Origin of the sequence: Exiguobacterium sp. LL15 (assembly GCF_024436095.1) — a bacterium.
GTDB classification, from domain to species: Bacteria; Bacillota; Bacilli; order Exiguobacteriales; family Exiguobacteriaceae; genus Exiguobacterium_A; species Exiguobacterium_A indicum.
On record NZ_JANFNX010000001.1, the window covers coordinates 1,117,641 to 1,131,492 of the forward strand.

Sequence of the window (13,852 nt, forward strand, 5' to 3'; positions counted from 1 at the left end):
TTAATCACTCTCCCCAATCGTTTGAATAATCGTCATCGTCACACCGACTACAACAAGATAAACACCAAGATCAAACAACATCGCCGTATGAAGTGATGTCTTACCGAATAACGGTAGGTTGAAATAGTCATGTGCATGTGTGAAGAACGGGACGTTAAAGACAAGCGCTCCTGAAGCCGTCAGTACGGCAATCAACATGCCAAGAGCCGTGATCCATTTGTAGTCGAATGGCAAAATCCGGCGTAACGTCTTGATGTCGTAAGCAAGTAAGATCAAGACAAGAGCAGACGCCGTCACAAGACCACCAATGAAACCGCCACCTGGCGTATAGTGTCCAGCAAAGAACAAGTAGACAGCAAACAGGAAGATGATGAACGTGATAAAGGAAGTCGCGGACTCTAAGATGACGTCATTCGTATGCTTTTTTGTCTGCTTTTTCATTTATCCATCCCTCCTGTTCGTCTGAATTTAATCATCGTGTAAATTCCGATTCCGGCAAGTGCGAGAACGGCAATCTCAAACAACGTATCGAAGCCACGGAAGTCGACGAGAATGACGTTGACCATATTACCGCCAGCGGCAAGATCAGCGACATTATCGATGTAATATTTGGCGATTGAAGTAAACGATCGTTGGCTGAGAGAAGCAAGTGCGACGAGTGTCACCGTCAGTCCGACGAGTGCCGAAATCAAGGCGTTGCCGAGCTTGAACGGAATGCGCTCTTCTTTCCGGCTGATTTCCGGTAAACGATAGAAAACGAGCAGGAACAGAGCGACCGATACTGTCTCGATGACGAGTTGCGTCAAGGCAAGGTCTGGCGCTCGGAACAAGACGAAGAACAGAGCGACCGTATAACCTGTCACACCGAGCAAGATGATCGATGTCAGTCGTGAACGCGCAAAGGTGATCGAGAGGGCACTCGAAACGAGAACGAGTGCAAGGATGATCTCATACGCGTCAATCGAGCTGATTGGATCAACCGCGAAGCGGAAGGCATTAAACCCGTATAATGCCGTCAAGATCAAGATGACGATGAATCCGAAGATGTAGACGAGATACGACCGCATGTATCCGGTCATGACCGTATCATGGATCTTTGTCGATGTCTGTTCACCACGACGTAACAAGGCGTCATATTGATGATTCAAGGAGACGGCACGTGGCATCCGGTTGTAAAGCGATTGCCAACGTGGGAGTGTTTTATACAAGATTACGCCAGCACTGATGATCACGAGTGTCAGGAATAATTCAGTATTGAATCCATGCCACATTGAAATATGCACATCAATCTTGCCACCCGCATCAACGACTTGCGGTAAGATCGCTTCGACTGCCGGTCGAATCAACGTATCCGATAATATATTCGGGAAGAGTCCGATGATGACGACGAGCGAGACGAGGACGAGAGGTGGAATCAACATGCCAATCGGTGCCTCGTGTGGTGTTTTCGGTAACTTGTCGTCTTGACGCTTACCGAAGAACGTTCTGCGGACGATCAAGATGCTATAGACGAATGTAAAGATACTTCCGACGACGGCGAGTACAGGAATAATCCAACCGTAAGACGGTAAGTGGAACAAGTCAGATCCTGAAACTTCAAGTACACCTGTCAAGAACATCTCTTTACTTAAGAAACCATTGAATGGTGGAATCCCCGCCATCGAAAGGGTCCCGATCATCGCAATCGTCATCGAAATCGGCATGAGTTGCGCAAGACCACCGAGCTTCCGAATGTCGCGAGTACCAGTCTCGTGATCGACGATTCCCGCCATCATGAAGAGACTGCCTTTAAACGTCGCGTGGTTGATCAGGTGGAAGATCGCAGCGACTGTCGCAATCGTATATAATCCGTCATCTAACGCGTCGACGTGCAAGGCGGCTGCTCCGAGTCCGAGCAAGGACATGATCAATCCAAGCTGAGAAATCGTCGAGTAAGCAAGGATTCCTTTCAAATCATGTTGTTTCACCGCATTGAGTGAACCCCAGAATAAGGTGAATATTCCGACAGATGAGACGAGATAGAACCAGAGCGACTCATCCGCAAAAATCGGACTGAAACGAGCGACAAGATACAACCCTGCCTTGACCATCGTTGCCGAGTGCAAGTAGGCGCTGACAGGGGTCGGTGCTTCCATCGCATCCGGTAACCAGATGTGGAACGGAAATTGAGCCGATTTCGTGAAGGCAGCTAGCAAGAATAAAACGAGGGCGACCGAAAAGAAGGGTTCACCTTGAATCGATTCAAGCGACGCATAGGTCTCACGAATACTTAACGATCCACTGAGTGTTGAGAGAATCGCGATTCCCCCAAGCATCGCTAGTCCACCGAAGACGGTGATCAGCATCGATTTTTGAGCGCCGTAACGAGAACGTTCCCGCTCGTACCAATAGGCGATCAATAAGAACGACGAAATCGACGTTAATTCCCAGAACAGATAGAGGACGATCATGTTATCTGACAGCACGACGCCAAGCATGGCGGTCATGAACATCAACAGATAAACATAAAATGTTCCGAGTGATTCTTTTTTCGCATCTAAATAAAAAATCGAATAAAGAACGACGAGTGAGCCGATTCCTGTGATCAATAGTGCGAACAATAAGCCGAGTCCGTCGAGATACGTGACGAAATCGATACCGAGCGATGGTATCCACGGCATGCGTGCCGTAAAGGTCTCACCTGACATCGTACCAGCGAGAAAGCGGCTGAAATACGAAACGAGCAGTACAGGTACGACAAGTACAAACCAACCGGTATGAATGTTCGGAAGGCGTTTCGCTAGAAGCGGAATGAAAAGACTGATCAATATGGGCAGTAAAATAGCCCCGTGCATCACGGACACGAAATTCCCTCCTTTGTGACATCGACGACCAAAAATGAAAAAGGGACGCGAACGCAAGCTGTTGAAGCTCGGAACTGTCCAGTAGAAGACACGATTCATTTTGTTCGTCGAAGATGTTTCTGAATCAAGTATAGCGTACTTTTTTCCTTCTTGCATGACGTGAAGCGTTGAAGCATAAGGGATAGAGCCATTTTCTCTCTTGATTATTAAATATGTAGGAACACGGCAGAAATAGGCTGAAATTTTTTTTGATTTTTTTCAAATAACACGTTGATCCATGAGAAGAATGATTCAAATTCAAGTAACTCGGGTACATCTACCTAGAGCACAACTAATGACCTTAGAGGGGGAACTTTCATGCGAGCAACATTCAAGACAGGTGTCATTTTAGGTGGTTTAGCGGCGATTGCGACAATCGCCTATCAACAATACCAACAACGAAAAACGACTTCAGACGATATTGACCATCGTCCAAGTGTCGACGCGAAACGCGATCCGGCTGAAGTCGGACTGACACAACTTGATTCCATTCATCGGGCAGATTGGCAAGCGAATGGATTCCCACAAACGCACGCAGAACTCGAACGCCTCGAGCGAGAAGAAAATTAAAAAAACACGTCTCTCGAATGAGAGGCGTGTTTTATAGTCATTAAGCACTTGTTGTGACTAGGGCACGTGTCCGTTCACTGTGTGCAGTATAAGAAGAAAGATGTTCGAATTGATAAAGCGTTAAGGTCGCTGTGCGACGTTGACCGGTACTCGATTCTAGCATTAAATAAGCTTCATTGAAGTCTGTTCCACCACCATCATAGCGGATGTGTGCCGTAATCGTTCGTCCATCTGTTGTCTGCATATAAATATCGTATCCTCCGAAATCAACGCGCTTAAAGCTAGTTGCCTCGCTTACGATGTGTTTGAATGTTTCAATTAAAGAATATGTCATCGTTCGTTCCTCCTTTTATTTCTTCAAAGCAAAATAAGTTATAATCGACTCCGAATATTACTATTCCCATTAAATTCAAGAAATAAACATCATAAATGAATCTTTTTTAGTTCTTGTTATGAAACGCGTTTCATACTTTATGATGAATACAGACGGTGCGTGACCGATTCTGGGCGTTAACCGATACAGAAACTATAATCAAAAAGACAAGGGGATGGTCGTGACCATCCCCTTGTCTTTTTGATTATAGTTCTACGTTGTGGTAGACCTGTTGCACATCCTCAAGATCTTCCAGTGCATCGATCATTTTTTCGAATTGGGCGACGTCGTCTTCAGACAACGCGACTTCGTTTTGGGCGAGCATGACGAGTTCGGCAAGTGAGAACTCAGTAATGCCTGCAGCTTTCAACGCTTCTTGTACAGCATGGAATTGTTCCGGCTCAGCGTAGATGATGACAGATTCGTCTTCTTCGAGGATATCGCGCACATCAATATCCGCTTCCATCATCAATTCGAGAACGTCATCTGCAGTTTTACCTTCAAAGGCAAAGATTGCCGTCGCATCGAACATATAAGCGACGGATCCGCTCACGCCCATGTTTCCGCCATTTTTTCCGAACGCAGCACGAACGTCAGAAGCCGTCCGGTTAACGTTGTTCGTCAACGTTTCGACGATGACCATTGAACCGCTTGGACCGAACCCTTCATAACGCAAGACATCGTAGTTTTCTTCCGCTCCACCTTTTGCTTTTTCAATCGCCCGATCGACGATGGCACGTGGCACGTTGTATGTCTTCGCTCGTTCGAGAACGACCTTTAATGCTTGGTTTGATTCTGGATCGGGTTCACCTTGTTTAGCCGCTACATAAATCTCACGACCGAACTTTGCGTAAATCCGACTCGTATTTTTGTCTTTTGATGCTTTTTTTTCCTTGATGTTATTCCATTTACGACCCATTTCGTATCCACTCTCTTTCCGTAATGTCAGAAATCCGTGATTTCCTATGCGTTATCAGTATACCTTAAACTACCTGACAGACTGAACTAAAATGTCGGTGGAACAGTTGAATTTCTACTAAATACGTTTAAGCGATGCGGAAGAAAGGAACTTTACCGATAGAGAAATATCAATTTAAGGGAGAGTGGCAGAATTTGAATCAGGCTGGAGTAGTTCATCGCGCATTATCACCGTTCGTTTATGCCTATGATCAAGAAACCGTCCATGTCCGACTTATGACGGCTAAAGGAGATATTGAAAAAGTTGAATTGATATATGGTGATCCGTATGAATGGGAAGCGGAAAAAGAAGAAGACCGAGATTGGAATTTTGATCCGGAGAAAGAAAAATCATGGAAAGTGAAACGGACGCCGATGCAACACAATGGAAGTGATGCGACGTATGACTATTGGTTCATTGCAATCCGTCCAGAACGGAAGCGGGTACGGTATGGGTTTGAGGTTCATGGCGATAAGATAGCCGTTTTAACCGAGCGCGGCTGGTATGACGAAGCACCACTCGATCATCCAGGCTATTATTTTTCTGTGCCATATGTTCATGCGACGGATGTCTTTGATACACCGGATTGGGTGAAGGATACGGTCTGGTATCAAATTTTCCCGGAACGATTTGCGAATGGCGACACGACGAATGATCCAGCGGGAACGAAGGAGTGGGGAAGTGAAGCACCGGCTTTTCAGAATTTCTTCGGTGGAGATTTTCAAGGGGTCATTGATCACGTCGATCATTTACAACGTCTCGGCGTCACGGGTGTCTACTTCTGCCCAGTCTTTGAAGCACCATCCAATCATAAATACGATACGCTTGATTACTTGAAGCTTGATCCTGCGTTCGGTGACGAGAAAACGTTCCGCAAGATGATCGATGTGCTACATGAGAACGGTATCCGCGTATTACTCGATGCCGTCTTTAATCATATTAGTGAAGAGCACCCAGCATTTCAAGATGTCTTAGAAAAGGGACAAGACTCAAAATACGCCAACTGGTTTACGATTGATTCCTTCCCGGTCGATCCATCGATTCCAAACTATGAAGTGTTTGCATTTGAACGAAACATGCCGAAGTTGAATACTGCCCATCCGGACGTCAAAGACTATTTGCTTCACGTCGGACGTTACTGGGTCGAGGAATTCGGAATTGACGGCTGGCGTCTGGATGTCGCGAGTGAAGTCGATCATGCGTTTTGGCGTGAGTTTCGAAAGGAAGTCCGGGCTGCGAACGGAACATGTTATATCGTCGGCGAATGCTGGACGGATTCGCAACCATGGCTCCTCGGCGATCAATTTGATGCCGTCATGAATTACGGTTTGACAGAGAGCTTTTTGACTTGTTTTGCGACGGGCGAGACGAGCGTTCGTGATTTCTCACATGCAGTCAGCCGGAATTTAAACTGGCATTCTCAAAATGTCAACGAGGTCATGTTCAATTTGATTGACTCGCATGATACGCCGCGTGCTCTAACGCGTGCGAAAGGGAATATCGATCGAATGAAGTTACTCTTCACTACACTGTTGACGTTTCCGGGTTCACCCGTCATCTACTATGGCGATGAGATTGGAATGACTGGGGGGCAAGACCCGGCAAACCGTGCGTGTATGGAATGGGATGAGACGAAGCAGAACCGTGAGTTGTTCGATCACGTTGCACAGTTGATCGCTCTTCGAAAACAGCATCCGGTTTTAGCAAATGCCGGAACGTATCATTTCCAAAGGATCGATGATACAAAACAGACATTTGTCGTCGAGCGACGTCAGGGTGAACAGATTTACTTGCTCGTGGTCAACGTAAGTGAAGAGGCACAATCTCTTTCGCTTGAGGGAACGTATGAAAGTCTGTTAAATGCAACGACGTTGTCGGGAACTATTCAAGTAGAAGCTGTGTCGGCTCTTCTTTTGCGACACGTATAAGAAAAAGCAAGTCGTGGATATCGAATCCGCGACTTGCTTTTTTAGTGCGTGTGCATTATGAATCAAACGGATGGATCAGTAAACCGCTCCGAAGCTTCGGTTCGAACCAAGTCGACTTCGGCGGCATCACTTCTCCCGCATCAGCCACAGCCATTAAATCTTCGATCGAAGTCGGATGCAAGTGGAAGGCGACAGCGGCATGTCCAGAGTCCACGATCTGCTCAAGACCGGCATACCCCTTATGACCACCGACGAACTGGATCCGTGCGTCCGTCCGTGGATCTTCGATACCGAGTAACGGTGTCAACAACTCTTCTTGTAAAATCGAGACGTCGAGATTCGCTTTCGTCCCTGTTCGTTCAGAATCGTACGAAAGGATATACCATTGCCGGTTGAGATACATCTCGATTTGGTGAGGCTTCGTTTGTTCGGCACGTCCTTTTGTGATCGTAAAGCGATGGGCTAATCGCTCGAGGAAATCAACGACGGATTGCCCGTACAAATCTTCAACGACACGATGGTAGCCAAGGATTCGTAATTGATCCTGCGGGAAGGAGACGCCAAGAAAACGTTGTGCTTCCTCCTGGTCCGTCCGACTGGCAGCGATGGCTGCTGCTGCAGCGCGGTGGTGACCATCAGCGATATAGAGAGCATCGTGACGGGCGAACTGGCTCCCGATCGTCAATAGATGATTGCGATCGGTGATTTTATAAATTCGATGCGTCACTCCATCGACGGTGAAATCATATAGGGGATCGCCAGCAGTAATCGTCGTGACGATTGCTTCGAGTTGTGCATCGGTTTGATGCGCAAGTAAAATCGGACCCGTATGTGCTTGTAACTGTTCGACGTGTCGGACACGGTCGCGCTCTTTATCAGGACGTGTGAACTCATGTTTACGAATTTGATTCGTCTCATAATCACTGACGGCAACACATCCGACGAAACCGGATTGCGTATGTGTTCCATCTGACAATTGATAAATGTAATACGTCTCGTCTGCATCGAGCTGTAAGATGCCGTTTGTTTGACTCTCTTCGAAGGCAAGCGCTGCTTGCTGATAAACGCGTGGGTCATCTTCAGCGATCAATGACGGAAGGGTGGCTTCTGCTTTATCGATCCGCAAAAAAGACAGCGGATGACGTCGAATCTCAGAACGTGCTTCTTCGCGCGAATAAACATCATACGGTAAGGCAGCAAATTCTGCCGCATATTTTGAGTCCGGTCGTAACGCCGCAAAAGGTTCGAAAGTTGGCATGGGGTTCACTCCTTTAGAGTAGGCGTGTTTTCAAGACGCCAGGAATCTGATTCAGTCGGTCGAGCGAAATCATCTCGTCCGCATGGTTATCGATATCGATGATCGTATAGGCAATCGCATCTTTACTACCATTGATCATATTCGCGATATTGATCGACTCTTGCGCTAACACGGAGGCGATTTGACCGACCATGTTCGGAATGTTGTGGTGAGCAATCGTAATTCGTCGTTTTCCAGTGAACGGTAACTCGACGGCTGGGAAATTGACCGCATTGCGGATGTTTCCTGTCTCAAGGAACAGACGCAGTTGATCGACCGCCATAATGGCACAGTTTTCCTCCGCTTCACTTGTTGATGCCCCGATATGTGGTAAGGCAATGACCCGGGGGAGGGACAAGATGAAGGCGTTCGGGAAATCCGTCACATAATTCGCCAGGCGACCGGACCTGAGCACTTCGGCTAGCGCTTGTTCATCGACGAGTTCACCACGCGAGAAGTTGAGTAGGGTCGCGCCGTGTTTCATTTTTGAAAAGAGTGACGCATCGAGTAAACCCGTCGTTGCATCAACGAGCGGGAGATGCAACGTGATGTAGTCGCTTGTCGCGAGGAGATCCTCGAGCTGTGTTGCCCGCTGAATCTGATTCGAGACGCGCCAAGCGGACTCAACGGACATATGTGGATCATAGCCTGTGACGGTCATGCCGAGCTCGTGAAGGGTGTTGGCTAAGTTTGCCCCGATCGCCCCAAGTCCAACGATCCCGATTCGTTTCCCGAGTAACTCCGTTCCGACGAATTGTTTTTTGTTCGCTTCGATCCGCTCCGGAATATCCGGTCCGCGCAAGTTGTTCGTCCAAAGCAGACTCGGGACGAGTTTTCGCGCCGTCAGGAACAAACTACCGATGACAAGTTCCTTGACGGCATTCGCATTGGCACCTGGTGTCGAAAAGACGGGAATCCCGCGGTTCGCGAGTTGATCGAGTGGAATCGTATTGACACCGACGCCAGCTCGGGCGACGGCTTTGAGACTATCTGGAAAGCGCATGTCATGTAAATCCTTGCTGCGGACGAGAAAGGCGTCTGGTTGCTCCGTTTCCCGCTGGACGTGATAGTCGTCTGTAAATCGTTTTAATCCTTTGTCTGATAGATCATTCCATAGTTGAATTTGATACATTTAACGTTCCCCCTGTTCAAAACGGTGCATGATGTGAATCAGTGCCGTAACTCCTTCGGTCGGCATCGCATTGTAAAGACTCGCGCGCATTCCACCAATCGAGCGGTGACCGGCAAGGTTGATTAAATCGTGACGCGCAGCAAAGTTCAAGAAAGCAGCGTCTTTCGATTCGCTTCCGGTCGAGAATGGAATGTTCATCCGGCTTCGATCCTTGACGGCTACATGGTTATGAAATAGATCGGATTGATCAATTGCTTCATATAACATGCGCGCTTGTGAGACGTTTCGTGCCGCGATCGTCTCGAGTCCCGTCTCTTCAATCCAATCGAGCACTAATTTCGTCATATAAAGACTAAACGTCGGTGGCGTGTTATAAAGAGACCGCTGTTTTGCATGGATGTCATACCGTAAGTAGGCACCAATCGTGTCAGGAACACGATCAAGCAACTCGTTCTTCACGATGACGACCGTTAAACCAGCGACACCAAGGTTTTTTTGAGCACCAGCATACAACACATCGAATGACTCGATTGGCAATGGTTCAGACAAAATCGATGACGAGACATCAGCGACGAGTGGCACTTCGACATGAGGCGGTGTCTGATAAGTCGTCCCTTCGAGGGTATTGTTCCAAGTGATGTGCAAATAGTCGGCTGTTGACGTGAACGGACCTTCTGGAATGAAGCGATACCCGTGATCAGCGGAAGAGGCGAGCACGTTAACCGTGGCGTACAGTTTGGCATCTGCAATCGCCTTCGTCGACCAGCCGCCGGTATCGATGAAATCAATCCGTCCGGTCTTCGTCGCCAGATTTTGCGGTAACATCGCGAACTGAAGTGTAGCTCCTCCTTGAAGAAACAATACGGAGTACGAATCGGGAATCGACATCAGTCTCCGTAAGGATTGTTCAGCTGCCTCCCGAATCGATTCGAAGATTGACGAACGATGACTCATTTCAAGAACGGATTGTCCTGAATTTTCATAATCGAGTAGCTCGGATTGAGCCTTCAATAGGACCGGGGCAGGAAGGACTGCTGGACCGGCAGAGAAGTTATAAACCGTCATGAGGAACACTCCTTCTTGAATTTTCAGAAAATATGTACCACTCAAGTGTAACGGAATGAAAAATGAGAAGCAATTCCAACTGACGATGAATGGAAAATGAAAACAAAAACATCCCTTGAATCCGTTACGACGGATCAAGAGATGTCAATTGACCAAAGTGCCATTTCCAACCATCTGACGTAGCACGATAGATGGATACGATCCGGAAACGACCAACGTATTGAGTTGTCCCGTATTCAAATCGGTCTTCTGTCAAACTATACTGGATTGCCGTATCTTCGAAATGATCAATGTATGAAAAATCATCGGTCCGGGATAGCCAGCGGATGTTTGCAGGATCCACGTAATGATCGAGGTAGGTCTCGGCATCGAATGACCGCCCTAATGCATCGATGAACGTGAATTCGGGAGATAATAGATGCGAGACTTGTGATAAATCTCCTTTTAGCATAGCGTCTTGAAGGTGTTGCATCGTTTGTTCGAGTGTCATGTTACATCTCCTTTCTTCCTGAATCGCTAGTGTAGCATATATAAACAAAAAAAGACCCTGCGTGAGCAGGGTCTAAAAGAAATTAAAGTTTTACAACGTTAGTTGCTTGTGGTCCACGTTGACCTTCTTCAACTTCGAAAGAAACCTCTTGACCTTCGTCAAGTGATTTGAAACCTTCAGATTGGATTGCTGAGAAGTGTACGAATACGTCGTCTCCGCTTTCGCGCTCGATGAAGCCGAATCCTTTTTCTGCGTTAAACCATTTTACTTTACCTTGTTCCATGTGTATTGCCTCCTGCGTGTGACTGGCACACTGATTATTACTACCGTGATCAATTTCATCGAATATAAAGTGAAACACTTCGTATCTCCACCGAACAACAATAATTACTTAATAATATAGCATGCCTGAATCGAAAAAGAAAGGACAAAACAAAAAAAGAACAAACGAAGCTGTTCTTCTCTGAATAAAGCATGCAATTAAAGGGTTCATTCTACTTGTGTCGAAAGAGTATAACTGATTCTTTCAACGAGTCGGAATATGTTCTCTTTTACTACTGAGTTGTCGTAATGTATGCAAAATGAATCCTTGGAAATTCGGATAACGTGTCGGTTGTTCCCAAACGGTACGAAACAATTGCGTCATCGCGGCATGAATGAGTGCATCCTCGACTTGTGTGCGACGGAATAGAAGAAAGAGTGTTTTTTCGTAACGATCGTATAATCGTTCTAACGCGACGGAATCGCGTTGTTTGATTTGATTGAGCAAATCAATGTCTGAATACATAGGTCACTCCTTCTTCGACAGTTTTCTCTATAGTATGCTGTCACTGTAATGTAATGAAACTATTATGTAGATTCCCGCTATATGAATTATGAAACACCAAAACTTCTTGAACTAAAGATAATAATGGAAATGGAGGAACGTTATATGCTTCCTATATACATTCGCCCGTACATCTTGGAGGATGCAGCGGAGATCCTTGAGTTGAATTTGCGAAACCGTGATCACTTTGAATACTGGATGCCTATCAAGCCGTCACCTGAACAATACACGATAGAAGGGCAACGAGAACGGATTCATCGTCATCTAGAGTTGATGCGTCAAGATGCTTATTATGCGTATGGTGTTTTTTTATCCGAGACGGACCAGTTGATTGGGGATGTTTCGGCGATGTTCGTTCAACGTGGACCAGCGGAGACGTGCATGATTGGCTACCAGTTGGATGCCGCCTTTTCAGGACGAGGATATATGGCACAAGCGGTCGGATTGTTCGTCGATCATTTATTTGATATCCACCAGTTTCACCGGATCCGAGCTGAAGTCATGCCAGAGAATATCGGCTCGATCCGTGTCCTTGAAAAAGTCGGATTTCGTAAAGAAGGAATCGCGAAACAAAATCTCTTCATCAACGATGCCTGGGAAGACTTTGTTTTGTTTGCCCTATTAAAAGAAGACCGAAAGGAGTCACGTCATGCCAATCTCTAATTATTATGCCAATCTGCGCCAACTTGTCGGAACGCAGCGTCTTTTTACACCATGCGTCGCAGCGATCATTCGAAACGAAGCAGGTCACATCCTCTTTCAGGATCCAGGAGGTCCGTTTTGGAGTTTGCCTGCTGAAGCAATCGAACTGGGGGAATCACCGGCACAGGCAGTCATTCGCGAAGTCTATGAAGAGACGGGTCTATTCGTCCGACCGGTCCGTCTGATTGCGACCTTCGGTGGAGAGTCGTTCCGTTTGACGTACCCAGATGGAAACGAAGTTGAATATGTAGCGACGGTATTCGAGTGTAAGGTAGTCGGCGGAACGCTCGAAGCCATCGATGGCGAATCAAAGCAACTGGCGTATTTTCCGAAACAGGATCGTCCTCCTTTAGCACTGCCTTATCCTGATCACGTGTTTGAAGCATCCGAAGCAACGAGCTATTTTGACTGGGAAGAGCACTGGTTGACAGATTTACAACAACAAAATCGGTAAAAACCGAACATTAAATTGCTGATAACGGAATAAAGTTCTTGAAAAACCTTAAAAATGCGAAAATTTCTTTGACACTATGATGACAGTTCGTTATAGTAGTCAAGGGGCGAATGATTATCGCCAATATATTAAAAAATATTCGTAATTAGAGGTGTTATTCATGGATGTAGTATTCGATTATGAAGATATTCAATTAATTCCAGCAAAATCAATCGTTGGTAGTCGTTCGGAATGTGATACGTCAGTCGAGTTCGGTGGTAGACGTTTCAAGCTTCCGGTCGTACCGGCAAACATGCAAACGATCATTGATGAATCGATTGCTTTGTTCTTAGCGGAAGGCGATTATTTTTATATCATGCATCGATTCGAACCGGCTCGTCGTTTGGCATTCGTACGTATGATGCAAGAACGTCAACTGTTCGCTTCAATCAGCGTCGGTGTCAAGGAAGAAGAATATCAGCTGATCGAACAGCTTGCGGCAGAGGGCCTAACTCCTGAATACATCACGATTGATATCGCACACGGTCATTCGGAAGCCGTCATTCAGATGATTCGTCACATCAAGTCGCTTCTACCAGCAAGTTTCGTCATCGCGGGTAACGTTGGTACGCCAGAAGCGGTGCGCGAACTTGAGAATGCGGGAGCCGACGCAACAAAAGTCGGGATCGGACCAGGTAAAGTGTGTATTACGAAGATTAAGACAGGATTCGGTACAGGTGGTTGGCAACTCGCGGCACTTCGTTGGTGTGCAAAAGCAGCAAGTAAACCGATCATCGCGGATGGCGGGATTCGGACGCATGGCGATATCGCGAAGTCGGTTCGGTTCGGTGCTTCGATGGTCATGATCGGTTCACTCTTCGCAGGGCACGAGGAATCGCCTGGTGAGACGCATGAAGTAGATGGGGTGCTCGTCAAGGAATACTTCGGTTCTGCTTCTGAGTTCCAAAAAGGGGAACGCAAGAACGTCGAAGGAAAGAAGATGTTCGTCGAGCATAAAGGAAGTCTAGCGGATACGTTGATCGAGATGGAGCAAGATTTGCAATCGGCAATTTCGTACGCTGGCGGGAACAAATTGCAAGCGATTCGGACGGTCGACTACGTCGTCGTCAAGAACTCGATCTTCAACGGCGATAAAGTATATTAAAGTGATCAGTTCGCTCTTAACGGAGCGGACT

At 46.8% G+C, this 13,852-nt stretch carries 15 protein-coding genes; 5 read left to right on the plus strand and 10 right to left on the minus strand.

Features of this window, described 5'->3' with window-relative positions; all coding sequences use genetic code 11:
- Positions 1 to 441 carry a Na(+)/H(+) antiporter subunit B gene (locus NOM72_RS05500; RefSeq protein ID WP_023468539.1) on the minus strand — a complete coding sequence of 147 codons (441 nt, stop codon included), beginning with the start codon at positions 439 to 441 and terminating at the stop codon, positions 1 to 3.
- Positions 438 to 2,843, minus strand: a complete 2,406-nt coding sequence (locus NOM72_RS05505) for a Na+/H+ antiporter subunit A (protein ID WP_023468538.1) — start codon at positions 2,841 to 2,843, stop codon at positions 438 to 440. The genes NOM72_RS05500 and NOM72_RS05505 overlap by 4 nt, the downstream gene beginning before the upstream one ends.
- A 357-nt stretch (positions 2,844 to 3,200) precedes the next feature.
- On the opposite strand from NOM72_RS05505, the gene NOM72_RS05510 reads away from it, so the two are divergent.
- The gene (locus tag NOM72_RS05510) at positions 3,201 to 3,452 is read left to right on the plus strand and encodes a hypothetical protein (RefSeq protein WP_023468537.1); all 252 of its coding nucleotides are present in this window, start codon (positions 3,201 to 3,203) and stop codon (positions 3,450 to 3,452) included.
- Positions 3,453 to 3,492: 40 nt separating this feature from the next.
- Here the strand turns inward: NOM72_RS05510 and NOM72_RS05515 are convergent, their stop codons facing one another.
- Positions 3,493 to 3,786, minus strand: coding sequence for a hypothetical protein (locus NOM72_RS05515; protein ID WP_023468536.1), 294 nt, complete (start codon positions 3,784 to 3,786; stop codon positions 3,493 to 3,495).
- 244 nt (positions 3,787 to 4,030) lie between these two features.
- Positions 4,031 to 4,744, minus strand: a complete 714-nt coding sequence (locus NOM72_RS05520) for a YebC/PmpR family DNA-binding transcriptional regulator (protein ID WP_023468535.1) — start codon at positions 4,742 to 4,744, stop codon at positions 4,031 to 4,033.
- A gap of 194 nt (positions 4,745 to 4,938) precedes the next feature.
- On the opposite strand from NOM72_RS05520, the gene NOM72_RS05525 reads away from it, so the two are divergent.
- On the plus strand, positions 4,939 to 6,711 hold the full coding sequence (locus tag NOM72_RS05525) for a glycoside hydrolase family 13 protein (RefSeq protein WP_023468534.1): 1,773 nt from the start codon (positions 4,939 to 4,941) through the stop codon (positions 6,709 to 6,711).
- A gap of 55 nt (positions 6,712 to 6,766) precedes the next feature.
- Here the strand turns inward: NOM72_RS05525 and NOM72_RS05530 are convergent, their stop codons facing one another.
- The 6 genes from NOM72_RS05530 to NOM72_RS05555 all read right to left on the minus strand — a co-directional run bounded on the left by NOM72_RS05530 (position 6,767) and on the right by NOM72_RS05555 (position 11,482).
- The gene (locus tag NOM72_RS05530) at positions 6,767 to 7,969 is read right to left on the minus strand and encodes a DUF1015 domain-containing protein (RefSeq protein WP_255998062.1); all 1,203 of its coding nucleotides are present in this window, start codon (positions 7,967 to 7,969) and stop codon (positions 6,767 to 6,769) included.
- Positions 7,970 to 7,982: 13 nt separating this feature from the next.
- Positions 7,983 to 9,140: a phosphoglycerate dehydrogenase gene (locus NOM72_RS05535; protein WP_058264867.1), complete on the minus strand. Its 1,158-nt coding sequence runs from the start codon at positions 9,138 to 9,140 to the stop codon at positions 7,983 to 7,985.
- Positions 9,141 to 10,205, minus strand: a complete 1,065-nt coding sequence (gene serC, locus NOM72_RS05540) for a 3-phosphoserine/phosphohydroxythreonine transaminase (protein ID WP_255998065.1) — start codon at positions 10,203 to 10,205, stop codon at positions 9,141 to 9,143.
- Positions 10,206 to 10,329: 124 nt separating this feature from the next.
- Positions 10,330 to 10,695, minus strand: coding sequence for a nuclear transport factor 2 family protein (locus NOM72_RS05545; protein ID WP_023468530.1), 366 nt, complete (start codon positions 10,693 to 10,695; stop codon positions 10,330 to 10,332).
- An 82-nt stretch (positions 10,696 to 10,777) separates the two neighbouring features.
- The gene (locus tag NOM72_RS05550) at positions 10,778 to 10,978 is read right to left on the minus strand and encodes a cold-shock protein (protein ID WP_023468529.1); all 201 of its coding nucleotides are present in this window, start codon (positions 10,976 to 10,978) and stop codon (positions 10,778 to 10,780) included.
- Positions 10,979 to 11,221: 243 nt separating this feature from the next.
- Entirely contained in the window at positions 11,222 to 11,482 is a 261-nt protein-coding gene (locus tag NOM72_RS05555) for an RNA polymerase sigma factor (RefSeq protein WP_035397016.1), read from the minus strand.
- A 144-nt stretch (positions 11,483 to 11,626) separates the two neighbouring features.
- Between NOM72_RS05555 and NOM72_RS05560 the strand changes: the two genes are divergently transcribed.
- The 3 genes from NOM72_RS05560 (at position 11,627) to guaC (ending at position 13,821) form a co-directional block, all read left to right on the plus strand.
- Positions 11,627 to 12,184: a GNAT family N-acetyltransferase gene (locus NOM72_RS05560; RefSeq protein WP_255998067.1), complete on the plus strand. Its 558-nt coding sequence runs from the start codon at positions 11,627 to 11,629 to the stop codon at positions 12,182 to 12,184.
- A complete protein-coding gene (locus tag NOM72_RS05565) occupies positions 12,171 to 12,677 on the plus strand; it encodes an NUDIX domain-containing protein (RefSeq protein ID WP_255998069.1) in 507 nt (168 codons plus the stop codon). The genes NOM72_RS05560 and NOM72_RS05565 overlap by 14 nt, the downstream gene beginning before the upstream one ends.
- Positions 12,678 to 12,837: 160 nt before the next feature.
- The gene (gene guaC, locus NOM72_RS05570; protein ID WP_023468525.1) at positions 12,838 to 13,821 is read left to right on the plus strand and encodes a GMP reductase; all 984 of its coding nucleotides are present in this window, start codon (positions 12,838 to 12,840) and stop codon (positions 13,819 to 13,821) included.
- Positions 13,822 to 13,852 lie beyond the last annotated feature (31 nt).

Excerpts from the sequence above, each read along its gene's own strand:
- NOM72_RS05500 (WP_023468539.1), bottom strand. The coding sequence starts at position 441 with ATGAAAAAGCAGACAAAAAAGCATACGAATGACGTCATCTTAGAGTCC.
- NOM72_RS05510 (WP_023468537.1), top strand. The coding sequence starts at position 3,201 with ATGCGAGCAACATTCAAGACAGGTGTCATTTTAGGTGGTTTAGCGGCG.
- NOM72_RS05515 (WP_023468536.1), bottom strand. The coding sequence starts at position 3,786 with ATGACATATTCTTTAATTGAAACATTCAAACACATCGTAAGCGAGGCA.
- NOM72_RS05520 (WP_023468535.1), bottom strand. The coding sequence starts at position 4,744 with ATGGGTCGTAAATGGAATAACATCAAGGAAAAAAAAGCATCAAAAGAC.
- NOM72_RS05530 (WP_255998062.1), bottom strand. The coding sequence starts at position 7,969 with ATGCCAACTTTCGAACCTTTTGCGGCGTTACGACCGGACTCAAAATAT.
- NOM72_RS05535 (WP_058264867.1), bottom strand. The coding sequence starts at position 9,140 with ATGTATCAAATTCAACTATGGAATGATCTATCAGACAAAGGATTAAAA.
- serC (WP_255998065.1), bottom strand. The coding sequence starts at position 10,205 with ATGACGGTTTATAACTTCTCTGCCGGTCCAGCAGTCCTTCCTGCCCCG.
- NOM72_RS05545 (WP_023468530.1), bottom strand. The coding sequence starts at position 10,695 with ATGACACTCGAACAAACGATGCAACACCTTCAAGACGCTATGCTAAAA.
- NOM72_RS05550 (WP_023468529.1), bottom strand. The coding sequence starts at position 10,978 with ATGGAACAAGGTAAAGTAAAATGGTTTAACGCAGAAAAAGGATTCGGC.
- NOM72_RS05555 (WP_035397016.1), bottom strand. The coding sequence starts at position 11,482 with ATGTATTCAGACATTGATTTGCTCAATCAAATCAAACAACGCGATTCC.
- NOM72_RS05560 (WP_255998067.1), top strand. The coding sequence starts at position 11,627 with ATGCTTCCTATATACATTCGCCCGTACATCTTGGAGGATGCAGCGGAG.
- NOM72_RS05565 (WP_255998069.1), top strand. The coding sequence starts at position 12,171 with ATGCCAATCTCTAATTATTATGCCAATCTGCGCCAACTTGTCGGAACG.
- guaC (WP_023468525.1), top strand. The coding sequence starts at position 12,838 with ATGGATGTAGTATTCGATTATGAAGATATTCAATTAATTCCAGCAAAA.